This window comes from Paenibacillus sp. J22FR83, assembly GCF_059691955.1.
Window position 1 is genome coordinate 171,878 of record NZ_JCAUAM010000016.1, and the last position, 23,634, is coordinate 195,511.

Sequence of the window (23,634 nt, forward strand, 5' to 3'; positions counted from 1 at the left end):
GGAGTGCGATCACATGTGGAACCATCGTTACATCCAGAAGTTGCTGCGCTATCTGACACCAGCTACTTTCGCTGCCATTATGGTATTTCTAATAACCGTGATCGCACTGTTTACGCCTCCTTATATCGGGATGGCTGATAATGGGGATTACTTTCGAATATTGTACAGTAACGGTCTGTATTTCAATGACCCGAATTATATGAATAATTACCTCGGTTATTTCGTTAAAAATTACGGTATTTATCAATATTATAATGAGAACGGTGCTACATTGTTTTCATCACAATCCATGTTTATTAAAGCATCACTCTTTATTAATATTTTACTTCATGATTCTCATATTTTTGATATTCGATTTCAAGCAGGGATGTACCTCGTTTTATACGTACTTGCTATTTACTTATTTGTAGAGGCTCTTACATGGAAAATGTCCAAGAAGAGAGGTTATTTAGTTTCGTTAATCACCATTTTCGTTTTAGGTGATACGGGATATACGGCTTATTTTAATTCTTTTTATAGTGAGAGTATCGTGCTCATTATGACAATTCTTATGGTTGCCGCGGGTATATTACTTTATCGGAAACGATATAACGATTACGTAATGTTAGCCGTATTTGTTATCAGTGCTATTTTTCTGACAACAAGTAAGCAACAGAATGCTCCTGTCGGAATGATTATTGCGGTTTTTGGCGTTTTCTTTCTTTTTATTCGTAAGACGAGATCTTTTCGTGCAATTACGGCAACTTTATTAATTGCATTATTTGGGATTGGTATTGGTAGTTATGTACTTATTCCACAGGAATTTGTAAATATCAATAAGTACCACGCGATGACACGCGGTGTGATCATGGGTTCAGTGAATCCTGAGAAAACGCTCGAAAGTTTTGGAATAGACAAGCAGTTTGCAGTTCTCGATGAGACCTTGTATTACAATCCTTACTCGTCAGCAGCAGTGGATTCAAATCTTATGCAAGATGAGTTTTACAATAAATATAATGTGGTGTCGATTTTGCTTTACTATGTAGTACATCCTGATCAAGCTGGTAAAATGCTCAATTTAGCTGCTCAAGATGCATTTAGTATAAGACCACATGCGATGGGTAATTATGAAGCGTCGACGGGAAAACCATTCGGATCACAAACCATTTTCTTTTCGAGCTACAGTTTGTTGAAAGTGTGGTTAGCTCCTAAAACATTTGGCTTTGTAATCATTTGGATGCTTATTATTATAGGACTATATTTACCTTCTTTTGTTAAATCCATCAGGTTGAGACAACGTAGGAATGCAGTTAGACTGCCGTTAATACTAATGATGATCACGATTGGACTCTCTGGGATTTTCGTTTCTATTGTTGGAGCAGGGGATGCAGATCTTGCAAAACATGAATTTTTATTCACGCTGGTGTTCGATCTCGTTTCACTTATTACGGTTTGTGATTTAATCGCTAAGAGATTATGGATTCAGGAAGTTGAAGATGACACTGACACTAAGGCTATGTAAGGAGGTAAGTATCGTGCATAACCTGCGATTCAAACGTTTAATTCTTTTCATTGTATGTGTCTTGCTAGTTATGTTCTGCTATCCGAGCATTACTTCTGCTAATCAATCAGAGAAGACGGCAGTCCTTCTGGTCTATGACAGCCTTGCTAAAGGCACACCAAAAGAAGGGAATGTCGAGGCTATTCAACGACTATTGGGTTCTTTTGGCATTCAAGTTACGGTGACATCTTATGACAGTTATAAGAAAGGGATGCTTGTTAATTTCAATAAAGTCATTATGATTCGAAATGTAGATGATTTAACACCACCGATAGATTTATTTAAGCAGGATATGATTGAGTACGTAGGGGAATATATGCATATAGGGAATGGACTCCCTGCCAATATCCGACAGGATATGAACCTGGAAGATATACGGTTAGATCAAGATAGTATAAGTATTTCGATTGGTAATTTTTCTCAAAATTCAATTGCAGCCAGTAATCTTGACTATATAACGAAATTTACGGGGACTGCAGTTGGACAGATAACATCAGAGAAAAAGAAATCAACTTCACCTTATGGTGTTATACACGGTAAATACGCATATATCCCTTACATGAATAAGGAGAATTTAAGCGAGCAAGCAGCAGCTTATGTCCTAAGGGACTGGTTGTCTTTCAAGAAAGAAACTCATAATTATGTATTGTTTGATGAGATATACCCCTTCTCTGATCTTGATATGCTAAATGAGATGGCGGATCGTCTATACGAAGCAGGAATTCCCTTTATCGTAAGCGTTCAACCTATATTAAATAACTTAGATTTTCCTGCAAGTCAGCGTTATTTGGAAGCAATTAAGCATGTACAATCTCGAAATGGTAGCATTGTTGTTAATGCACCTGTTGTAAACTCAACAATCAGTCAGGATGTAACAGTATTAAAATCACAAATGAGCTCTTTTCTGAATGCGTTAGCTGCGTATGGAATAGTTCCATTGGGTATTGGTACCGAACTATATTGGACTTATGACCAACATTACATTGGAAATGGATTATCGTTTTTTCAATCAGGCATTATATTTCCAAATCAACGCATCATGTATCGAGCACAAACTTCAATATCAAGTGCATTTTCGTCGGCTATGTATACTATTCAAGCAAAAGAAATCAGCAACTATAACTTGACTTCTAAAATGCTGGCTCCAATGCCATTGGATACTGCGATTGTCTATCCTTTTCCTAAAGATCGCCAGGAGTTGAATGTCACAGTTGATGCTTTACTAACAAATTGGACAACTTTCGCCGATTATAAGAATCAAGAGCATAATGTCCGTACGGACACCAATGAAATGTCTTCAAAGAGCGGCCATTTGCAAATTAACGGACATGCCATCGCACTAAACAATACGATAGCTGAAATCGACTCTGATCATGCTTATGTACAAGAAGTGAAGAAGAGCTTTACAACATTATTCTCAGTTCAAAACAATATCTTTATTGTTCTTATTTTAGTGACGCTTCTTATTTTTATGGTATTTCTTATTATTGGGTATCGCATGTATAAAAGAAAATTCACCCACCAGGGAAGGTCATTATGACAGTTGCAGATATTTTAATGTTAATTTCCGTCTTCTGTATTTGGTCACTATTGTTGGTTAATGTCATTCTCATTGTTGCGGGCTACTTATATTATATACAAATTGAGAACAAACCTGTTGCACCTATACCAGGAGAGTATCCATTCGTAAGTATTATGGTACCAGCACATAATGAGGCGAAGGTAATAACCAAGACGGTTGAATCTTTGCTCGCGCTCTCGTATCCTCATGATCGGTATGAGATTATCGTCATTAATGACAACTCTTCCGACAATAGCAGTGTCCTGTTAGGAAACCTCCAAGCGAAGTACCCTGGTCGCAATTTAATCATTTTGAACACGGATAATGTGATCGGTGGTAAAGGAAAGTCTAATGCTTTGAATTTGGGTTTTAAACTAAGTAAAGGTGAGCTTATTGCCATCTATGATGCAGACAACACGCCAGAGAAAACAGCATTGACTTACCTTGTATCTGAAATAACAAACGATGCAACTTTGGGAGCTGTCATTGGGAAATTTCGAACTCGTAATCGAGATGCAAGCTTACTCACTCGCTTTATTAATGTTGAAACCTTATCTTTCCAATGGATGGCACAAGCAGGCAGATGGAAACTATTCAAGTTATGTACGATTCCTGGCACGAACTTTATTGTCCGACGCTCGATCATTGAACATATGGGTGGATGGGATGTAAAAGCGATTGCGGAGGATACGGAAATTAGTTTCCGCATCTACTTAATGGGATATAAGATTAAGTTTCAGCCTAAGTCGGTCACATGGGAGCAAGAACCACAAACTGTTAAGGTGTGGTTTAAGCAGCGAACCCGGTGGGCGAAGGGCAATATTTATGTCATTGTCAAAAATATTCCGCTATTGTTCAAACGATCAGCCCGAAATATCCATTTTGATATTTTTTATTATTTATCCATTTATGTGCTTCTTTTAACTTCATTAGTCATGTCCGATTTACTTCTAATATTGCATGCATTGGGCTATGTAAGTACGACCATAGCGAGTTTTAGCTCCTTCTTGTGGGGGTTGGCTATTATCTTATTTATTCTCGGGACATTTATTACGTTGGTCACAGAAAAGGGTGAAATGAAGCTTTCAAATGTTTGGATTATTATGCTCATGTATGTAACTTACTGTCAGATGTGGATGGTTGTTGCTGCTTATGGTATGTATGCTTATTTGAAGGATTTGGTCTTCAAACGAGAAGTCAAATGGTATAAAACCGAAAGGTATTAGATTGGGGAGAATTTATGAAGAAACGATGGCTGTTGATTATGACCGTTTGTCTTGCACTCCTGATTAACATGCTAAGTACAACAGCAGGAGCGGAAGAACTTTCACCATCAACTGGTAATAAACAATACCAAACTAATTTTGCTGATACGTCGTTACTTGGAGGCGTAACTTATACATCGCAGTATTTTCAAATCGAGGACTATTGGAACGTATCAAGTGTTGAACTTCATCTCGACTATGAGATTTCAAAACTTCTGCAGAATGAAAGATCAAGTGTGACATTATCGATTAACGGTAATCCTTTTCACTCGTTCCGACCCCTGATGCAAGAAACAAAGCAACAACAATTGACTGTTCTTGTTCCTGTAGCGTATCTAGTAAAAGACGTGAATACACTGACTATTCAAGGGAACTTCGAAACGACCTTGCCGCTCGCAGTCAATGCTTGTTTGCCAACGGCTACGAGAGATAACTGGTTACAGATTTCCAAAACCTCTCGGATTTCTGTAAATTACGCCAACGCAGCTATTCAGAAGAGTATTCGCGATTTTAATGAGCATTTTATCGGGTTGGATACGATCAAAGAAGGGCTGAATGCAATTCTAATCACAGAAGGAGAAAGCAATTTGGCCGTGCTTGAGTCGGCTACGTACGCGCTCTCTGGATTTGCCAAGGTGAACCCTCTATCAGATAAAGGGATTCCCATTGCTTCTTACAGTGCGGAGAGTATGAAAGATAAGCAAGCCCTTATTCTTATTTCTTTTTATAACGATCTTCCTGAAGAAGTGAAGTCAACAATCCCTGCAAATGATGTGGATAGTAAAGCCGTTATTAAGTTAGTAAGCTTAGAAGGAAAACCGACGTTGGTGGTCACTTCATTGGACACAGCTTTACTCGTGAAAGCAGGGCGATTCATTGGGAATCAGGCGTTACTTAGTCAACTGGATACGGATACGAAAGTGGTTGATGCTACAACTGAGGTAGAATCCCCGATAGTGAGTATTAGCCGAAACATAACGTTAACGGAAACGGGTGATAAAATCGTAGGCGACCGTCATCGGGAGAAATTTTATTTCGTATCACTGCCTGGGAATCGTTCGATCGCGGATGCAAGTAAATTGAGCATTAAGTATCGTTATGCCAAAAATCTAGACTTCGACCGTTCTATGGTTACGATCCTAATCAATGATACGCCAATCGGCAGCAAGAAATTAACTTCCGAGCTTGCCGACAATGATCATATTGATATTGCAATCCCCAAAACATTGAATATCAGCGGGAATTTCACAGTAAAAGTTGCTTTCGATTTGGAATTGAAAAATGCTGGCTGCATTGAGAATCAAGAGCAGATGCCTTGGGCGTTTGTAGATAAAGATTCTATGTTACAGCTAAATACCAAAGATAAAGCGGACATGCTGTTTAACAACTACCCGTACCCATTTCTGCGAGATGGCAGTTACAATCAGTTGGCTGTCGTATTACCCAAAGAGCATGATACATACATATATCAAACGATCTCCAACATTTTTAATCTATTAGGGCGTTATGCACAGACTAATACGGGCGAAGTGCTTTTCTATCAAGACAATGTCGCGGCCTCTCAACTGAAGAATCGTGAGATCATCGCCATCGGCAGTTATCAGAATAATCAGGTTATCCGTTCAAATAATGACAAGCTCTATTTTCGTTATGATAGTAGTGGCAAAGGCTTCGTCTCCAATGAAAAAATGAGCATAGAAGCTAATTACGGTACGCGTATTGGATCACTGCAATTGATTGATTCGCCATATGGAAATGGCTTCGGTCTGCTCGCTGTGACAGGGGCTAGCTCAGAGTATGCGTATTTAGCCTCTAAACTTATCGGCTCGGAGGGTACGTTGTGGAAAGTATTCGGCGATGGTGCGGTAACGGACATTGACGGGCAAATTAATGCTTTTCGTTTTAAAAAAATAACGACGGCTGAGCCATCTACGGTATTGAGCGATGTGATGGATCGCAAAGATGTTCTAGGCTTTATGATTGCTGTTGTTCTTGTTGCCTTATTGGTTATTCTTTCCCTTATCTTGCTCATTCGTAAATACCGTAAGAAGCGGAGGGATGCTCGATGAGGCGTATACAAAACAATTTGGTTTCGGATGGCGCATTTATTTTGCTGATCATTGTCTGCTTCATTTGTATTGTTTTTACCGCGGGCAATCCGAACCTATATATTCAAAATATAATTTTCCTGAACCTCGCTTTTTTAATAGCGATCGTAACCTACTTTACAAATGTAACAACCGGTTTGATACTGAACATACTATTCATCTTCGGTTACGGGACATTTACACTATATCAAACGGTTGTGGTAGGAGGAGTCGTTGGACCTCAGAATTACTTCTGGCTTATTATGACGCCACTATTTACGATTTCAACGTGGCTGCTTACTTATGGAAATCATCAGCTACAGTTGGAGAATGAACAGTTGCAGAAGGCCAACAAATCTCTCGCAACGGTTGATGCGAAGACAAGCTTAAAGAATACGTTCTCGTTCCAATCCGATGCGACCATCTTCATGGCACTGTCTGTTCGTTATCATATCCCTTTAACCCTCCTGGTTTTCAGTGTGAAATATTGGGATGAGATCAGGCGTATTATCGGTGAAGACCAACTCATGGAAGCCGTTCTTGATCTATCACGAATGAGTCAAACCAACATTCGTACGAATGACTCACTTTATTTGCTCAATAAAGAGAATCCTATGTGGGGCATGCTGTTATTCACGGACCGTCCTGGCGCCTCTATCGTAATTGAACGATTAAAAAATAGCGTGGAGGAACGGAACAGGAATGAGTACAGAGATAAATACCGGGTCGAACTTATTTTGAAGATGGGCGCGATTGAGTATGATGCGAAGGAAGTTCCGAACCCATTGGAATTTATTACGCTTGCGAAGAAGCAATTGGAATATGACGTCTGAATAAGGCGTACATTTCCTAATCCTTCAAAAAGACACAGATCTCTTTAAGAGACCTGTGTCTTTTTTGTTTTTTTTAAATGATTAGAAATGATTAACAAAATAGAACTAAGCGAATACTACCTGTGATCTGTTAAACGATAGGAATCGGAACGGAGGAAACGCGTTGTCGATTGAGACCAGCTTGAAATATCATTTTGAACAAGACAGAGAGTATATTTCGCGCCACCTATGGATAGGAAATGATCAGATAACCCTACTAGGATTAAGAACACTTGTGAATTTCCCGCTATCTCTTACCATGGTACGCGAACAAATACAAACAGTTGATGATGTGAATAACTCCATACAAGATAGGCTGAGAGGGCTTGGCCACAATGTAACTAACTGTTCACTGGAGGAATATATCTCCGAAATATTAAATGGCATGCTTATTGCCATTCATGAGCCGTCGGGAACCTCCATAAGTATTATCCCGGTTGGACAACCGATTAACCGTTCAATCGGGGAGCCACTAACTGAAAATGTGGTGAGGGGATCAAGCAGCGCTTTTAACGAGGATATTGAGCTCAACATTGGCTTGCTTCGGAAACATATCAATTCAAGTGAATTGCAGATTGCGACGTATAGATTTGGGGAGTTATCCAAAAATTGCGTAGTATTGTCCTATTTGAATACGAAGATTGATCCTACACTGCTTAGATCTATTATCGACGCGATCGAGTCAAAATTACATAAGGATATTAGTAATATGCAAGAACTATCCAGAATGTTTGGATTCTCAGACTATACGTTAGTTACCCGTTACAATACCACGGAATTGCCGCAGAGTGCAGCACAAGCATTAAAGGATGGGAAAGCAGTCATTTTCATTGAGCGATTGCCATTTGCGCTGGTATTACCCAGCATTGTGTCGGATTTGTTCGTGATAACAGATGATTCCAATCACCCGCCTGTATTTGCCATAATGCTAAGCTTCATTCGCATTGTAGGTGCGCTAATAACGCTCATTATTCCTGGGTTGTATGTGGCATTAGTATCAGTTAATCCGGATGTGCTGCGGTTTGAGTTGGCACATTCAATTGCGAGAAGTCGTGTAGATGTACCTTATCCTGCCATTGTTGAGACTTTACTATTGTTATTTGTATTGGAATTAATACTGGAAGCGATTATCCGACTTCCGCCAAGTATTGGACCAACGCTTACCATGGTAGGTGGGATTGTCCTCGGCCAAGCTGTCGTAGAGGCGAAACTAGTAAGCAGTTTGCTCATTATTGTATTAGCGGCTACGACAATTTCCAATGCGACGGTAGTGGGTTATCAGAATTCACTCACATTACGATTGTTTAAATATGTATTACTAATTCTTTCTGCCATCTTTGGCGTGCTTGGTCTCCTATTCGGAATCGTCATTATTTGCTCCTACTTGGCAGGTGTCAAATCATTTGGCATTCCGTATTTGCAATTGAAATATCCAAAAGGTGAATGAGATGTTCAAAAATTTACAGGTTGCTGTCGTCTACATAATTACACATCTAGGGTTGGTATTCTTTGTATATCCAACAGATGTCATAGCAAGTACGCGGGAAGCTCATTGGGCACCTGTTCTGGTAGGGTTCATCATCCATATCACGGTAATCTTTATATATGTTAAGGGACTTAGTTATTATGGCAACCAAGACATTATTCAAATATTGGTCAACAAGAGTAAAATACTTGCCTGGCTGACGCTATTCCCAGCTTTCCTATACCTATCATTGGTTATTGTGATTACAATTAGGGCGTATGCAGAAATCATCTCGATCGTGATTCTCGCGGATACTCCGATCTGGATCCTCATGTGCCTATTATTGGGGATTCCCGTATTTATGGTTCTCCATGGTGGGATCAGAGCTCTATTCAGAGCAGGGATCTTATTTGGGGTCTTGTTTCTACCTCCCATGCTTTTCGTCATGATATCAGCATTTCAAAACATCGACATTTACTATGCACGTCCACTTATTCCTAAGGATCCCACGAAGCTATTCTCATTTGTAACCCATTTGTCCTATTATAAAAGTTTGTTTGCCTTCGCAGGTGGCTTTATATTTCTGGGGTTTATTCCATCTGTGTTGACCTTTAAGCCCAAGGCCATCTATCTAAGCAGTGTAGTCGTATTCTTATTTTTTCTGCTCTCCATTTATATCCCCATTCTGACATTAGGCGAAGAGACTGCGCGGCAGCTAGTGTTCCCCTTCATTTTTACAATAGATACGATTGAAATAAATTGGCTGATGTTTGACCGAATCACGATATTTTTTCTATTAAGCTTAATTGCATTTGTCATGCTGTTTATAGCGATAACTCTTTGGCAAATTGCCAGCTTGATGAGGGCTAAAGTGAAGAAAATCCCGAATCCCTATCTGCTGTCTAGCATTGCACTAGTCGTACTTCTCATTTGCTTATTTATACCGGAATGGGAGGATGTAGAGAAACTCTTGCAGTGGAATTCATTTCTACGATTATATGTTTCCCTTGTCGTTCCAGCCGTGATTTTCATTATAGGTTACCAACATCATAGACAAGTCAGAGGAAGTTGAAGTGATGCGCATGTTAAAATGGATCGTTGCAACTGTATTGCTGCTTATACTAAGCGGATGTTGGGACAACAAAGATATTAATCATCGCTCATTACCGATTGCAATGGGGGTTTCCTATCATGAAGGCAGCTATACCGTTTATCTGGATATTCCCAAAGTAAGTACGAAAGATTCCATCGAGGTTGTTTCTGGAAGTGGGAACACCATTAACGAAGTTATTGATCACATTAGTATGAATATGGAAACCGAAATCGATCTTCTCCACTTAAAAATCATTGTCGTCGACAAAGAGTTTGCCAAGACAGGTCTCAATGATGGTGTCGCGAGCTTAATTCGTTCTAGACATGTCTCACCGAAAACATTGTTTGTGATATGTGATGACTCGCCAGAACATTTTTTTCGTAAATTGGATCAGAATGCAAACGATGGGACAATGATTTATAATTTTTTTCAAAAGAATAGTGGTTTGAACCCTGAGATTGCTTATACACAAACGTGGAAAATATTTCGGAGCATTCATTCCTTCACCAATGATGTCGTGATTCCCATAATCAAATCAGGTAAAACAACAGCCATTGAAAGCACAGGTTCTGCAATCATGAAGAATGGTAAGATGGTAGGGCGCCTAACGAATGAAGAAACACTGTTACTCAATGTTTTTAATGGAAAGCAAACGCAGGGGAAAATCGAAGTGACTGGCAAGGCTACGGTTCAAATCGTAAGTAATAAGTTTAGTCATCGGAGTTCGTTCATTAATAACCAACCTTTATTGAAAAGCAAACTAAAATTAAAGGTCATTTTGCTGGATACTAAAGGGAATCTATCCTCAGCTAATATCAAAGAGGAATTGAGCAAACTGGTGATCGAACGATTTGAAGGGTTATTTGAGAAAATAAGGCTCGGAGGAGCGGATGTTCTAGGGGTAGGTCAATATTTCCGCGATGAGTTGACACGCTCGCAATTGGAGGGGTGGCGAACGAACTATTTTACAAATGTCAAAATTAATTTGGAAGTCTCTACGTCGATTCGCAATACGGGGAATTTAAAAGGGACTTAATTCAATTATGGTGAGGTAAATAGAGGCCGCGAAGGTATTCGCAGCTTCTTTTTTTATCCATCTTGTAAGGGGAAATTGACCTATCAACCGAGTGGTTTATGTACAAAGTTCTTGAGTGATTAAACATCTGATGATATGATGAAATAATGGAAATGGAAGGAGGAATCACCAAATGACACACGTGATTGCAATGAATCAAATAGGGTGGTCTAGGGACAACAAGACCATTCTAGAAGAGGTTAATTGGCAAGTTGCCAAAGGGGAACATTGGGCTATACTTGGATTAAATGGATCAGGTAAAACTACGATCCTGAATATGATTAATGGCTACATTTGGCCAACGAAAGGGCAATTGTCTGTATTGGGGAATCCTTTTGGCAGTATAGATATAAGAGAATTGCGCAAATCGATCGGTTGGGTTAGCTCCTCGCTTCAGGAAAAGTTGTATGCTTCTGATAAAACACAGCATGTAGTTATCAGTGGCAAACATGCGTCTATCGGGTTGTATGACAAGCCGAGTGAGGAAGATTTCGAACGTGCAAGGGGATTTATGCAGCGCTTGTCCTGCTTGCACTTGTATGATCGCACCTATCAATCCTGTTCCCAGGGAGAGAAGCAAAAACTGCTCATTGCTAGAGCATTAATGGCATCACCCAAGCTGCTTATTTTGGATGAGGCTACGAACGGACTGGATTTTCTTTCGAGAGAAGCCCTATTAGCCAGTATTAGCGAATTGGCTGCGGGAGCGGACGCACCGACGCTGATCTTCGTTACTCATCATATCGAGGAGATTCTTCCAGTGTTTGGTCGAACTTTACTTATTCGTCGTGGCGGCGTGTTTGCCCAAGGAAATACACAAGAAGTGCTGACAAGCGACAGCCTGTCCTCCTTCTTCGAGACCTCAGTGGAAGTGAAATGGCAGAATCAGCGGGCTTGGATTTCGATTCCGTAGATGGGTGGGGAGTAGGATTTTCAAGTGATAAAGATGAGGAGATTTATTAAACCCATTTGAAAGAGGTAAATATGAGTAATAATTCAACTAATCTTGAAAAAGTACTGATTGAATTGACTGATAGTTTAGCATTAATTAACGATTTAAACTCCAATATAAAGTACCGAGTGTTTGCATTGTTTTATTTGGATTTTCTAAATAATAGTCAAGAGGATTTTTTGAGTGATGCTTCTTACCAAAAATTATTGCATTATCGAGCAGAGAATCAAAAATTTTGGTTAGAGTCAGTCACAGTATTAGGGGGATTTTTTAGAAAACCAATTTGTATCTTTAGTGAAGAGTTGAATAAAGATTTAAGTTTAATACTTGATGAAATAATTAAAAAAGAAATTACATCGGTAAGTGAGCTGGAAGCGGTTGATAGGGAATTTTTATTATTCATTTATAAATATTATGACGATTTTTTTCAAAAGAAAATATGTTATAGCTGTATACACTGTTTAGATTTTATTTTTTATGTAGGGGTTATTATTAAGGTGCTGGGTGGCGAAATAAATCTCGAAGAAGCTGAACAACAGCAACATTACTATAAGGTAACACAGGTACACGATGAAATAATAGATATTATTAGAAATAAAAAAGAGGAAAATATATTCAACATAGAAAAGGATTTCATTGGAGATTCAAAGAAACCAATTGTATATTTTGACCAAAATGTATTAGTAAAGTACGAAATGTGCGAAGATTTTAAAAATAAAATTAACAGAAGTAAGAACAGCTTTTCTTATGCTTATAGTCCTTCGCATCTAGAAGAGATATATAAACGTTCTGATAGTGAAAAAAAACAATATGTCTTAAAAGAACTAATTGAATTGACTGAAAAACTGGTAATCCTACCATGGGATGAAGGAATGAAACTGTTTTATGAAGATCCGTTTCATGGAATGGAAAGAGTTGCTCAAGATATGGGACAAGCGGCAAAACTTGTTGAAAAACTTAGACTGCTTAAATATGAAGGCAGAAAAATTTTACACAAAGAATACTTGGAATTTGGCAAAAGCATTAATAACAAATCGTTGTTTGGTGAAGACAAAGATTTATTAGAAAAAGTGCTGAGAAGTCTTTCAGCAGGATTTAGCTTGAACGAGATACAAAATATTGAAAATATAAGTGTTAATTATAACAGAGTTAATAACATAATCTATAAATTATATAATGCAATGGATATATTAGGCTATTGGAAGGAAAAAAACAGTGACTTTCGAGCTATTAAAAGTAGTGTACATGATATTGAACACTTAATCTATGCTACATGTACTGATATTTTTGTGACATCAGACGAGAAATGTTATAAAAGAAGTAGCGCTATATTCAATCATATCAAACCGAGCATGAAGGTTTACTTAGTTGATGACTTTATCAATACGATTGAAAAATTTGATAATTAAATACCGAGGAGTAACTATATTCTATAAAAAGAACGAGGTAATGTCTGATGACAAATGACAACACTCCCAATCGATTGATTAAAGAAAAGTCGCCATATTTGCTCCAACACGCATATAACCCGATTGATTGGTTCCCTTGGTGTGATGAAGCTTTTGAGAAAGCGAAGCAGGAGAATAAGCCTGTGTTCTTATCGATTGGGTATAGTACATGTCATTGGTGCCATGTGATGGCACGTGAATCGTTCGAAGATCAAGCAATAGCCAATATGCTAAACAAAGATTTTATTTCGATCAAAGTAGATCGGGAAGAGCGTCCCGATATTGATCACATCTACATGGCGGTGTGTCAGGCGATGACTGGACAGGGTGGCTGGCCGCTGACGGTGTTCCTAACACCTAAGAAGAAACCATTCTTCGCAGGCACGTATTTCCCACGCAGTCGCAAATATAATCGAGCAGGTATGGTGGAGATTATCGCGCAGCTTGCAAACAAGTGGCGGGAGGACCCGGAGCGAGTTCGCGAGCTTGGTGAGCAAGTGACGACAGAAACCTCACAACGTTTGCTTGAAAATCAAACTGGCGGTAAGTTGACAGAGGAAACGCTGCATGAGGCATTTCGTTTGTATGTGTCTAATTTTGATGCGGAAAATGGTGGCTTTGGGACGTTTCCGAAATTTCCCACACCCCATAATTTGTCATTCCTACTCAGGTACTATAAGAAGACGGGGAATGAGCAGGCGCTAGCCATGGTTGAAAAAACGCTAGACACTATGCATCGCGGTGGGATGTATGATCACGTTGGGTTCGGATTCGCTAGATATTCAGTCGATGCTCGGTGGTTAGTGCCGCATTTTGAGAAAATGCTGTATGATAACGCATTATTAGTGACGACTTATATAGAGGCATATCAGGTCACTGGGAAAGACCAATATGCCGAGGTTGCTGAGCAAGTTATTACGTATGTTCTCCGCGATATGACGGATGAAGGCGGCGCATTCTATTCTGCGGAAGATGCCGATTCGGATGGTGTGGAAGGCAAGTTCTACGTCTGGACGATGGACGAAGTTGAGGATGTGCTTGGCATTGACGATGGGGATCTCTACAGCGAGATCTATGGGTTGACGGAGTCGGGGAATTTCGAGGGTCAAAATATCCCGAATCTCCTCGACACGACGTTGGCGTCTTGGGCGAGGCGAAAGGGAATCCCGCTGGATGAGCTGAAGCAGCGGTTGGAGGCTGCCCGCGTCAAGCTGTTCGCGCATCGCGAACAGCGAGTTCATCCGGGCAAGGATGATAAGATTCTGACCGCGTGGAACGGTCTGATGATCATTGCGCTGTCCAAGGCGGCACGCGCCTTGGACAAGCCGGAATACGCGGCCGCTGCTGCGAAGGCCGCGGACTTCCTGCTTCGCGAGCTTCGCCGCGAAGATGGGCGCTTGCTCGCGCGCTATCGCGATGGCGAAGCGGCGTTCTTGGGTTACGTGGACGACTACGCGTTCCTCGTAGGAGGACTGATCGAGCTGTACGAGACCACGTTCGAGCTGCGCTTTCTCCGAGAAGCGGTCCAGCTGAACGCAGAGATGCTTCGTCTCTTCGGCGACGAAGCGAAGGGCGGGCTCTTCTTCTACGGCAGCGATGCCGAGCAGCTGCTCACCCGCCCCAAAGAGATCTACGACGGCGCGATGCCGTCGGGGAATGGAGCAGCCGCGCTCAACATGCTGCGGCTGTCTAGGCTGACCTACGACGCGAAGCTGTCGCAGGCAGCGGAAGAGCAGCTCCAGGCGTTCGCCGGAGCTGTCAGCAAGTACCCGCCGGGCCACGCGCTGACGCTGGCCGCGCTGGATTTCGCTTATGGCGCAGCCAGCGAAATCGTGATCGCCGGCGACCCGGCGAAGCCCGAGACCCAGCGCATGCTGCGCGCCGTGCATCGGCAGTTCCTGCCGAATGCGCTGCTGGTGCTTCACCCGCCTGGCGCTGCAGGCGAGGAGGTGCGCCAGCTGATTCCGCTGGTGCAAGATAAGCTGCCGCTGGGCGGGCGAGCTACAGCGTATGTGTGCGAGAATTTTGCTTGCCAAGCGCCAACACAAGATGTGGAGGAACTTGAAGATCTCTCTTGCGAAATTTAAAATCTCTTCTCCCATGACTGATAATAATTATCATTATTGGTTACAATAGACGTAGAAACATAAAAAAGAGGCCCGAAGACCTCTTTTCAAACACTTTGTCCAATCTATTCAAACTCACTGTCCAAGTCTTTAGTCATTTGAGCGATGCTCTAAACCTTGGATTCAAATGTTTTACAATCTGTTTCTTCCGAATTGCGGGCTTGATCACTGCCGTGGTGACTCACGATTGAAATCGAGCTAGCTTTGCATTTGTTCTCATTTGCCCAATATTTGCAGGAATTGACTTCACACATTACGTCTTTTGCCATGTCTCTTTCACCTCCCTTACGTCTTAGGGTGGGCGAAAGAGGCCTCTTTTTATACATAGCGCTATAAATTACTTGTTCTAAGAGATGTGAACATGACCGCTATAAGTCAGGATAGCGATTTATACAGGAACAAAACCAAAGGCTCCCCGAATATACTTGAAGTACCACTTCAACGAACTTCAAGGGGATGAAGAGATGGCAGAGAAGAATGAGCAGCAAACCTGTGTGAGATGCAAATATGTTGCCGTGAAGGAAGACAGATACTGCATACGCTGCGGGGCTCCGCTTAAGAATAAATGCACCAAAGAGAAGTCCCTTATGCACAAAGGGTGTTACAAGGTAAATAAGGCGGATGCGAAGTACTGCGCGGATTGCGGCACGGAGACGACGTTCAGCCAATTGGGGCTCATCTAAGTGGAGTGCAAAGGCTTACTCAATAAAAAACCTGAGACAAGGACGAAAGTCCTCAACTCAGGTTTATTTGTCTTTGCACTAACTAGGTGGTCTTTATCTTCACCTGCCAGATTTGCACTTTATTCCCCTACTTCTTCTGCAACACAGCCTGCCACAAATCCGGTGTATCATAACCTAACCGCCAAGCCGCGACACCCGCGATATCATACTTTTTAGCGATATCCATCCGAGCTGTGACTGTTGCTTGATTCTCTAACCAAAACACGAACGTGTAACCATTTTCCTGGTATTCGACGCGATATTGTCCGAATTCGTTGTCCCACGTTTGTGTGGTTGATTTGGCAGCCATAAGCGCAGGAATATCTTTCATGAGAACAGTGCGATTCCCGACCAGGGCACCCTTAGAGTCCAACTGCCACTCGCGAACATAATAAGGGATTCCCAAAATGATTTTATCGCGTGGAATGCCGTAGGACAGGAATTCCTGAACGCCGCCATCGGCCCAAGGAATACCAGCGACCGAACCAGGTGAAGTGCTTCCTTTCCAGAATTGATCGTAGGCCATGATCACCATGTAATCGACAATGGCACCAAGCTTCTCATGATCGAAAGCGGAGAGATGATTCCATTTTACACTGCCTCGGGGCAAATCAATGGAAATGACTAAACCTTTCGCATGTGCAGCAGTTGTCAATTTGGAAATGAACGCTGTAAATGCATTGCGGTCAGAACCTGCTAAGCTTTCGAAATCGACATTGATGCCTGGAACTCCCAATTGCACGGAGCGGTTAACCAAAGCTGTAATGAACTTATCTTGCGCAGCGCTGTTTGCAAGGAATTGGGTAGTTAAGGTAGAGCTGAATTGATTGCTTACTAATGGATACACGGTGTACCCGCTTTTTTGCAGCCATTTGACGGTGTCGGCATTCGATGTATCCTTCAAATTACCAGCATTATCTGCCAACTCGAAATAGGAAGGAGAATCAACGTCAAGTCCAATCGTATTTGATACATGTGCTTTAATAACCTCTGCGCCGGAACTGCCATTCCAGCCCCAGACTTGCAGCTTTTTGAAATTATCCCAAAGTGTACGATGCTCTAGTGTTTGAATCGAAGCATTACTGTACTGTTTCCCATAGGATAAGGCTTCTGGTAAGGTGCGGAATTCACCAATTAGATTAGCGCTTTGATACACTTGATATGAGGCGTAGTTGTTCCAAATTTTGCGGCCTTCGCGATAAATGGTGCTGTGTCCCCATAGTTTCCCATAACTTATGGCTTCATCAATGGATGTGAATTCCTGGAGGAAAGTATCATTCTGAAAAACTTTATAGGTTTTAAGATTGCTGTAAACCGTTTGTTTGGTGTTCCGATTAACGACTGTGGAATTCCCCCACTTGAGTGCTTCCTGAATCGCATCTTCTAAGGATGCAAATCCCCAATTTGGAGCGGTGTACGTTCCTTGATAAACATCATAAACTAGGCTGCCTGCACGATTGGCCTCTTTAACAGCTGGGGAGATGTTATCCCATACCCATCCGTTCGAGTTCAAATCGATAATGTGGGCATTTCCCCACTTTTTGGCCTCGGCAATAGCGTCTGTAAGACTCGTAAACTTCCACGCATCTTGCGTAATGTCATTTTGATAGAGTTGATAACGCGCATAATTGTTCCACACCCAGCCCGTGGACTGTAAGTCCCGTACACTTGCGTTGGTCCATTTCTTAGCCTCTGCGATGGCTTCATTCAATGTGGCGAATTGCCATTCTGGCAAGGTAATATCTTGCTGATAGACCTGATAACGCGGCAGATTGCTCCAAACCCAGTTACGTGTTCCTATTTCTTCTACATGGCTGTTGGTAAACCATTTGGCATAAGCTTCAGCCTGCGCATACGATGCAAATTCCATAAGCACTTGATTGTACTGGTAGACGCGGTATTTGGTTGTTTTGTCTATGCTGGAAGGACTATTGCTTGCTGCAAGTACTGTGGAAGGTAATGTCATAGAGAGGAGTAACGTACTGCTAAGTAACCATTTTCCGATTTTCATTCATTCGCCTCTTTCTACTAAACTACTCTATTGGACGCATGAAGTAGTAGATTGGTTGCGCTTCCGACTATTTGGAAGTTCATGGATGAATTCGCGAAATTGGACGATGACCTAACTTTTTAGTAACATGAGAGTAATGATTTACCGTGATGAACTTAAGGTGAGGGGAAGACAAATGACGCAATATCCAGAGGCATACACCGATTATTTATGTTATTTTCACGGAGCGCGGGATTATTTCGAATGTCATGAAGTGATGGAAGAGTATTGGAAAGAGCATCCCAAAGATCCGGCTCGATTAACGTATGTTGGGCTTATTCAAATCGCGGTAGGGATGTATCATAGCCGAAGAGGGAATTATGCGGGTGCAGTGAAAATGCTGCAGAGTGCAGCGAAAAACCTCCAAGCGGAAGATGTTCGCACGTTGGGGTTAGACGATGTAGAGCTGCAAGCAAGAATTGCTCAGGCATGGCAAATGATCGGAACCCAGAACTACCAATATGTAGATATGAATTTACCTATTTCGGATCCCGAGCTGTTGCATTTGTGTTTAGAATTATGTCAGATGAAAGGGTGGGACTGGCAAACGCCAAGTCCCATGATGGATGAGATGATTATTCATAAGCACACGCGAAGAGATCGGTCTCTTGTTATTGAAGAGCGAGCCAGACAACATGTTTTGCGAAAGGATTTAGGTGATAACCGATGAGTTCGGAAGGGAAAATTCTAGTCGTTGAAGATGAATCCAATATTTCTGAGGTAGTTAAGTTATATTTGGAACATTCGAATTATGAAGCCATACAATTATTTCGCGGCGGAAACGTGTTGAAGACGATTATCAATGAGCGGCCTAGCTTGGTACTGCTCGACATTATGCTGCCTGATATTTCAGGTTACGAGCTGTGTGAACAAATTCGCAAAATGGATGCTCCCTATCATCATACGCCGATTATTTTCTTAACTGCGAAAGGGGAGTCCCTGGACAAGTTGAGAGGTTTTAATTTGGGTGTAGACGATTACTTGGTGAAACCCTTTGACCCCAACGAGCTCATTGCGCGAATTAAGGCCGTACTTCGGAGAACGATGCAACCACCTGCAGAGATGTCAGGGCCGCTTAGCTCACCTCGGAAATGGTTGGAAATGGGAAATATAATGATCGACTTAGAGCAGTATCGTGTGACGGTCGGCGGCAATCGTATTGAATTAACGCCTAAGGAGATTGAACTCTTGTTTTTCTTAATGAGCAATCCGGGCCGCGTGTTTACACGGGAAGATTTGCTGGGATATGTGTGGAATTTTGATTTTACGGGAGGCACTCGTACGGTAGATGCCCATGTGAAAAATCTAAGGAAGAAGTTAGGCCAGCACGAGACATGGAATATTCAAACCCTGTGGGGGATTGGGTACTCCTTCGAGGTTGTTCAGCATGTTTAAGCGTTGGGTCATGGGGAAATACAATAGTTTATATATCAAAATTTTCCTTTCTTTTCTCGCGACCTGTGTGCTTTTTTTTATTGGACTTTTTGTGTTTTGGAATTCTTATTTCACAGATCTTTTTTACAAGGATAAAATTGAGCTTCTCCAAAAAAGAAATACTGAAATCACCGGATTGTTGAACTCCGTCCAAGACGGCACGATTTCGACCCGTGAGCTGAAATATACGGTTCGAATTTTGGCGAGAAGTATTAACGGGCAAGTCTGGCTTGTGGATGAGAAGGGCAGCATTACGAACGGTTCATCGGATAGTGAGGGAAGAGCGATTCCGAAGCAGATGGATACCTTATATATTGATGGTTTGCATGGTCGTACAGGGCATAGCATGTTAAGTCTAGATACGCCGGATGGGAAACGAAATATATTCGCGTACTACGCACCGTATGTATTAAACGAACAGCCGATGGTCATCATTCTCCACTTTCCAGCAGGCGATATTCGTGAGGTGATCTCTGCGGTACGTCTGAACCTCTGGTTGCCCCTATTATTTTCACTCATCGCTGTTGGCATCATCTTGTTCGTTCTGTCCCGTAAACTTGCAGGTCCCCTGCAACAGATGAATCGTGCGGCTATAGAACTAGCTCATGGAGATTTTCAGACACGTGTTCCTGTCAATTCACAAGATGAAGTTGGGCAGCTGGCTAGAAGCTTTAATTTTATGGTGGAGAAATTGGAAGAGTGGGAAGAGACGAGGCAAGAGTTTCTCGCTAATGTCTCTCATGAGCTCAGATCGCCATTGACTTCTTTGCGTGGCTTCATTGTTGCCATGAATGATCGTATTATTCCGCAAGAGAAATACCCGCATTATTTACATATTTGTGATCAAGAAGTACAGCGTTTGCAACGACTGGTAACGGATCTTCTTGACCTGGCTAAGATTCAAAATGGGGTGGATGTATTTCGATTACGTCCTGTCGACATCATTGAACTGGTAGAGGATTCACTTGAGCTATTAAAGCCTGCTATTGCTGAGAAAAATATTTCCTTGCATCTCATTCTGCCTGGCAATCATGAGAACGGTTGTCTCGTGCAGTTAGATCCCGATCGATTTGCACAAATTATTCGTAATTTAATGTATAACTCACTGAAATTTACCCCCGATGGGGGAGCATTAACTGTTGCGTTAGAAGAACATGCGAAAGAAGTCCATTTGTATATTAGGGATACAGGTTCTGGTATGACCGAATCGGAATTATCACGCATTTGGGATCGTTTTTATAAGGCAGATGAGGCTAGAACATCCGATTCAGATGCGATTTCGGGAACAGGATTAGGGCTTACCATTGTGAAACATCTCGTTACGGGGATGAGAGGTACGATTAGAGCTCGCTCCCGTATTGGGGAAGGTACAGAGTTTCATATTGTTTTCCCTCGAAACTTTGGTATGTTCACAAAATTGTCACAATAGTATCATACTTCATACACAATTATCGCCTATCCTGTTGCTGATGGATAGGTTTTTTTGTGGAGGTGTATGTTGGTTGAGCAGTAGTGCACGCAATCGTTTGCTGTGTGTAATCCTCACGACCTTCTTAGTAGTCGGATGTACTAGACAGAGTGTTGGACAAGAAGGACCCTCTGATATTGTGAACCCGGTTATGCCAGTTTCCGCCCAAGTCTCGCAAGAGCTTCCTACGCCTGAAGATGTACAGAATGTAACCGAACAGCGACTAGTTATGCTATTTCAAGGGTTAATCGTGATGGATCGACAACCTTTATTAGCATTGACTTCAGAGCAATCTCGAACCATTTTGCCCATCGTTCACAAATGTGAAGAAGAAGGCAGCATTGATGAATCCGAACGAAAAGCAGTCATCCTAGTGTTAACAAATGAGCAGAGAGCTTATCTGGATGAACAATCGAAGCAATTGAAACAGCGTATCGCAGAACGAGTGAAAACTCACAGGGACGCGTTAACGGCGGCGGAGCGGGAGCGATTTGTAAACGCTTTCGAAAAAAGGAGGAAGTCTGAGCAACGCGTTGAAGCTGGTGTGTCAGAGCAAGGAAACAATGGTGTTCCAGCCCAGGAACCACGAGGAATGGGGACCAGTGTGGAACGTCAATTAATCGATTTACTCGTTTCAAAGTTATGAGGATTTGAAAGACGTTGTCGGGAACCGAGAACGCAACCTTTCTAATGTGGAACAATGCTAAGGGGGAAGTAACAGAATGAAATTTTTTCGCAGTAAATGGTTCATTTTGATTGTGGCAGTTCTCGTTTGTGCTGGTGGTTCCTATCTGTATCTAACGAAAGGGAAGAAAACGAAAGCGGCAGAGGCGAAAGAGGTTACGGTTGATGTCAAAAAAGGGAACATTCGCTCCTCCGTTTCGGGAACAGCGCAGTTCGAGCCCAAAGATACTCAGACCATTTCGTCGACGGAAAATGCTCTCATAAAATCCATTAACCTGACTCGTAATCAAACGGTTAAAGCGGGAGATGTTCTGATCGAGCTGACAAGCTCAAACTTGGAAAACGACCTTCAAGATGCCATAACGACGTATGAGCAATTGGAGAAGGATTTGAAAACGAAGCAGCAACAAAGAGGAATAACAGGCGTAACGGCGCCAATTAGCGGGAAATTAACGTATGCCAATATTGATGTTGGCGCAACGATTAATAAATCGACGAAAATCGCTACGATTGGCGATGCAAGTACACTAACAGTATCCTTGCCATTTTTTGTGGAGGATGCAGCACAACTACATAAAGGCGATATCATAGACATAACCGTAGATGGTTTCATGATAACCAAAACAGGAACGATAGCGGCCATTTCCAAAGATCCGAAATCGGATGGCAAGGGTGGTAAGTTAGTTGATATCGATATTCAAATTAAGAATGATAATTCCATGGATGCAGGTTTAAATGCAATGGGTTCAGCGACCATTGGTGGTCGCACGGTTGATTCGCAAGGGAAAGCAGCACTTCAATATGTACAAGTTGCTACAATTCTTGCAGGTACGACCGGCAGCATCTCTACTTTACCTTTCAAAACAGGTGTCATTGTACATCAAGGTGATCAACTTGCTTCTTTCCTGAATGATACTTTGGACGATGATATAACGTCGGCGCAAGCTGCGCTTGAGCGTCAGAAGTTGAAAGTGGATGCTGCGCAAGATCGCGTAACCGCGTTGAAAATTCTTGCACCTTTCGATGGTGTATTTTCAACCGATTTTGTGAACAAGAAAGTGGATATTCTAAGCAACTTCCGACCTGGAACGAGGGTTACAAGCGGAACGCAATTCGGTACTGTGGCGAGTTTTGCCAAAATGCAGCTTCCGGTCCAAGTGGATGAGCTAGATTTGCCTAATATTAAAGTTGGCATGAAGGCTGAAATTAAGGTGGACTCTTTCCCTGGACGCAATTTCCCAGCAGAAGTGACACAAGTTTCGACAGTTGGTACGACAACGAATGGTGTAACGTTCTATGACGTTATCTTAGCTACAGAAAATAAGGATAACGTATTGAAATATGGAATGACGGCAACGGGTGAGATCCTGATTCAGGATAAGAAAGATGTTCTCTATATCCCGCCAGAAGCGCTGCAGTTGCAACGTGGCAAACGTGTTGTAACCGTGAAGAAGGCAGATGGCACATCGGAACCGGAACATGAAGTGAAAATCGGTATCCGTTCGACAACGCAAATTGAGATCACAGAGGGACTTAAGGAAGGCGATAAAGTCGTATTGCCTGCGGCTGTGAGAAGACAGCAAAATTTAAGTACAGATGAGATCAATCGTTTAAGACAGCAATTCCAGCAAGGCGGCGGTGCCGGCGGAGCGGGTGGCTTTGGTGGTGGTGGAGCTGGTGGCTTCCAGCAAGGTGGTGCCGGCGGAGCTGCTGGTGGTAATGCTGGCGGCGGAGCAGCACAGCGTACTACTGGTGGAGGCAATGCCGGTGGCGGTAACAGATAAGGCTGCCC

At 42.1% G+C, this 23,634-nt stretch carries 19 protein-coding genes; 17 read left to right on the forward strand and 2 right to left on the reverse strand.

Translation table 11 applies throughout. The annotated features are described in order from the left end of the window. Positions 1 to 13 precede the first annotated feature (13 nt). From wsfD to AC58PV_RS26715, 11 genes are all read left to right on the forward strand, one after another. The gene (gene wsfD / locus AC58PV_RS26665; RefSeq protein ID WP_497435676.1) at positions 14 to 1,501 is read left to right on the forward strand and encodes a glycan biosynthesis hexose transferase WsfD; all 1,488 of its coding nucleotides are present in this window, start codon (positions 14 to 16) and stop codon (positions 1,499 to 1,501) included. Positions 1,502 to 1,514: 13 nt separating this feature from the next. Next, positions 1,515 to 3,080, forward strand: a complete 1,566-nt coding sequence (locus AC58PV_RS26670) for a hypothetical protein (RefSeq protein ID WP_497435678.1) — start codon at positions 1,515 to 1,517, stop codon at positions 3,078 to 3,080. Beyond that, the gene (locus AC58PV_RS26675) at positions 3,077 to 4,327 is read left to right on the forward strand and encodes a glycosyltransferase family 2 protein (protein WP_497435679.1); all 1,251 of its coding nucleotides are present in this window, start codon (positions 3,077 to 3,079) and stop codon (positions 4,325 to 4,327) included. The genes AC58PV_RS26670 and AC58PV_RS26675 overlap by 4 nt, the downstream gene beginning before the upstream one ends. Before the next feature lie 14 nt (positions 4,328 to 4,341). Next, positions 4,342 to 6,435 (forward strand): cellulose biosynthesis cyclic di-GMP-binding regulatory protein BcsB, encoded by a 2,094-nt coding sequence (locus AC58PV_RS26680; protein WP_497435680.1) that lies wholly within the window; start codon positions 4,342 to 4,344, stop codon positions 6,433 to 6,435. After that, complete coding sequence (locus AC58PV_RS26685; protein ID WP_497435682.1) at positions 6,432 to 7,286, forward strand: diguanylate cyclase domain-containing protein; 855 nt, start codon at positions 6,432 to 6,434, stop codon at positions 7,284 to 7,286. Before AC58PV_RS26680 ends, AC58PV_RS26685 begins: the two co-directional genes overlap by 4 nt. 163 nt (positions 7,287 to 7,449) lie before the next feature. Beyond that, complete coding sequence (locus AC58PV_RS26690; protein WP_497435683.1) at positions 7,450 to 8,772, forward strand: spore germination protein; 1,323 nt, start codon at positions 7,450 to 7,452, stop codon at positions 8,770 to 8,772. A 1-nt stretch (position 8,773) separates the two neighbouring features. Next, positions 8,774 to 9,862 carry a GerAB/ArcD/ProY family transporter gene (locus AC58PV_RS26695; RefSeq protein WP_497435684.1) on the forward strand — a complete coding sequence of 363 codons (1,089 nt, stop codon included), beginning with the start codon at positions 8,774 to 8,776 and terminating at the stop codon, positions 9,860 to 9,862. Positions 9,863 to 9,866: 4 nt separating this feature from the next. Next, positions 9,867 to 10,919: a Ger(x)C family spore germination protein gene (locus AC58PV_RS26700; RefSeq protein WP_497435685.1), complete on the forward strand. Its 1,053-nt coding sequence runs from the start codon at positions 9,867 to 9,869 to the stop codon at positions 10,917 to 10,919. Positions 10,920 to 11,091: 172 nt separating this feature from the next. Continuing rightward, positions 11,092 to 11,871 (forward strand): ABC transporter ATP-binding protein, encoded by a 780-nt coding sequence (locus AC58PV_RS26705; protein WP_497435687.1) that lies wholly within the window; start codon positions 11,092 to 11,094, stop codon positions 11,869 to 11,871. A gap of 71 nt (positions 11,872 to 11,942) precedes the next feature. Beyond that, positions 11,943 to 13,319: a hypothetical protein gene (locus tag AC58PV_RS26710; RefSeq protein ID WP_497435688.1), complete on the forward strand. Its 1,377-nt coding sequence runs from the start codon at positions 11,943 to 11,945 to the stop codon at positions 13,317 to 13,319. A gap of 47 nt (positions 13,320 to 13,366) precedes the next feature. Next, positions 13,367 to 15,445, forward strand: coding sequence for a thioredoxin domain-containing protein (locus tag AC58PV_RS26715; RefSeq protein ID WP_497435690.1), 2,079 nt, complete (start codon positions 13,367 to 13,369; stop codon positions 15,443 to 15,445). Positions 15,446 to 15,594: 149 nt separating this feature from the next. Here AC58PV_RS26715 and AC58PV_RS26720 read toward each other — a convergent pair whose 3' ends face one another. Continuing rightward, positions 15,595 to 15,753, reverse strand: a complete 159-nt coding sequence (locus AC58PV_RS26720) for a DUF1540 domain-containing protein (RefSeq protein WP_082593545.1) — start codon at positions 15,751 to 15,753, stop codon at positions 15,595 to 15,597. 195 nt (positions 15,754 to 15,948) lie between these two features. Here AC58PV_RS26720 and AC58PV_RS26725 point away from each other — a divergent pair, with 195 nt between their 5' ends. Beyond that, on the forward strand, positions 15,949 to 16,167 hold the full coding sequence (locus tag AC58PV_RS26725; protein ID WP_497435691.1) for a hypothetical protein: 219 nt from the start codon (positions 15,949 to 15,951) through the stop codon (positions 16,165 to 16,167). A 127-nt stretch (positions 16,168 to 16,294) separates the two neighbouring features. Here the strand turns inward: AC58PV_RS26725 and AC58PV_RS26730 are convergent, their stop codons facing one another. Further along, positions 16,295 to 18,217: a glycosyl hydrolase family 18 protein gene (locus tag AC58PV_RS26730; protein ID WP_497435692.1), complete on the reverse strand. Its 1,923-nt coding sequence runs from the start codon at positions 18,215 to 18,217 to the stop codon at positions 16,295 to 16,297. Between the two features lie 175 nt (positions 18,218 to 18,392). On the opposite strand from AC58PV_RS26730, the gene AC58PV_RS26735 reads away from it, so the two are divergent. The 5 genes from AC58PV_RS26735 to AC58PV_RS26755 all read left to right on the forward strand — a co-directional run bounded on the left by AC58PV_RS26735 (position 18,393) and on the right by AC58PV_RS26755 (position 23,626). Then, on the forward strand, positions 18,393 to 18,926 hold the full coding sequence (locus tag AC58PV_RS26735; RefSeq protein WP_497435693.1) for a DUF309 domain-containing protein: 534 nt from the start codon (positions 18,393 to 18,395) through the stop codon (positions 18,924 to 18,926). Then, the gene (locus AC58PV_RS26740) at positions 18,923 to 19,651 is read left to right on the forward strand and encodes a response regulator transcription factor (protein ID WP_068670127.1); all 729 of its coding nucleotides are present in this window, start codon (positions 18,923 to 18,925) and stop codon (positions 19,649 to 19,651) included. Before AC58PV_RS26735 ends, AC58PV_RS26740 begins: the two co-directional genes overlap by 4 nt. Further along, positions 19,644 to 21,119: a sensor histidine kinase gene (locus AC58PV_RS26745; RefSeq protein ID WP_497435695.1), complete on the forward strand. Its 1,476-nt coding sequence runs from the start codon at positions 19,644 to 19,646 to the stop codon at positions 21,117 to 21,119. Before AC58PV_RS26740 ends, AC58PV_RS26745 begins: the two co-directional genes overlap by 8 nt. 73 nt (positions 21,120 to 21,192) lie before the next feature. Continuing rightward, positions 21,193 to 21,804: a hypothetical protein gene (locus tag AC58PV_RS26750; protein ID WP_497435696.1), complete on the forward strand. Its 612-nt coding sequence runs from the start codon at positions 21,193 to 21,195 to the stop codon at positions 21,802 to 21,804. 76 nt (positions 21,805 to 21,880) lie between these two features. Then, positions 21,881 to 23,626 (forward strand): efflux RND transporter periplasmic adaptor subunit, encoded by a 1,746-nt coding sequence (locus AC58PV_RS26755; RefSeq protein WP_497435697.1) that lies wholly within the window; start codon positions 21,881 to 21,883, stop codon positions 23,624 to 23,626. The last annotated feature ends 8 nt before the right edge of the window (positions 23,627 to 23,634 follow it).

Coding starts and splice junctions, on each gene's coding strand:
- AC58PV_RS26710 (WP_497435688.1), top strand. CDS start 11,943: ATGAGTAATAATTCAACTAATCTTGAAAAAGTACTGATTGAATTGACT.
- AC58PV_RS26745 (WP_497435695.1), top strand. CDS start 19,644: ATGTTTAAGCGTTGGGTCATGGGGAAATACAATAGTTTATATATCAAA.
- AC58PV_RS26700 (WP_497435685.1), top strand. CDS start 9,867: ATGCGCATGTTAAAATGGATCGTTGCAACTGTATTGCTGCTTATACTA.
- AC58PV_RS26675 (WP_497435679.1), top strand. CDS start 3,077: ATGACAGTTGCAGATATTTTAATGTTAATTTCCGTCTTCTGTATTTGG.
- wsfD (WP_497435676.1), top strand. CDS start 14: ATGTGGAACCATCGTTACATCCAGAAGTTGCTGCGCTATCTGACACCA.
- AC58PV_RS26715 (WP_497435690.1), top strand. CDS start 13,367: ATGACAAATGACAACACTCCCAATCGATTGATTAAAGAAAAGTCGCCA.
- AC58PV_RS26680 (WP_497435680.1), top strand. CDS start 4,342: ATGAAGAAACGATGGCTGTTGATTATGACCGTTTGTCTTGCACTCCTG.
- AC58PV_RS26755 (WP_497435697.1), top strand. CDS start 21,881: ATGAAATTTTTTCGCAGTAAATGGTTCATTTTGATTGTGGCAGTTCTC.
- AC58PV_RS26720 (WP_082593545.1), bottom strand. CDS start 15,753: ATGGCAAAAGACGTAATGTGTGAAGTCAATTCCTGCAAATATTGGGCA.
- AC58PV_RS26725 (WP_497435691.1), top strand. CDS start 15,949: ATGGCAGAGAAGAATGAGCAGCAAACCTGTGTGAGATGCAAATATGTT.
- AC58PV_RS26730 (WP_497435692.1), bottom strand. CDS start 18,217: ATGAAAATCGGAAAATGGTTACTTAGCAGTACGTTACTCCTCTCTATG.
- AC58PV_RS26735 (WP_497435693.1), top strand. CDS start 18,393: ATGACGCAATATCCAGAGGCATACACCGATTATTTATGTTATTTTCAC.
- AC58PV_RS26740 (WP_068670127.1), top strand. CDS start 18,923: ATGAGTTCGGAAGGGAAAATTCTAGTCGTTGAAGATGAATCCAATATT.
- AC58PV_RS26695 (WP_497435684.1), top strand. CDS start 8,774: ATGTTCAAAAATTTACAGGTTGCTGTCGTCTACATAATTACACATCTA.
- AC58PV_RS26685 (WP_497435682.1), top strand. CDS start 6,432: ATGAGGCGTATACAAAACAATTTGGTTTCGGATGGCGCATTTATTTTG.
- AC58PV_RS26705 (WP_497435687.1), top strand. CDS start 11,092: ATGACACACGTGATTGCAATGAATCAAATAGGGTGGTCTAGGGACAAC.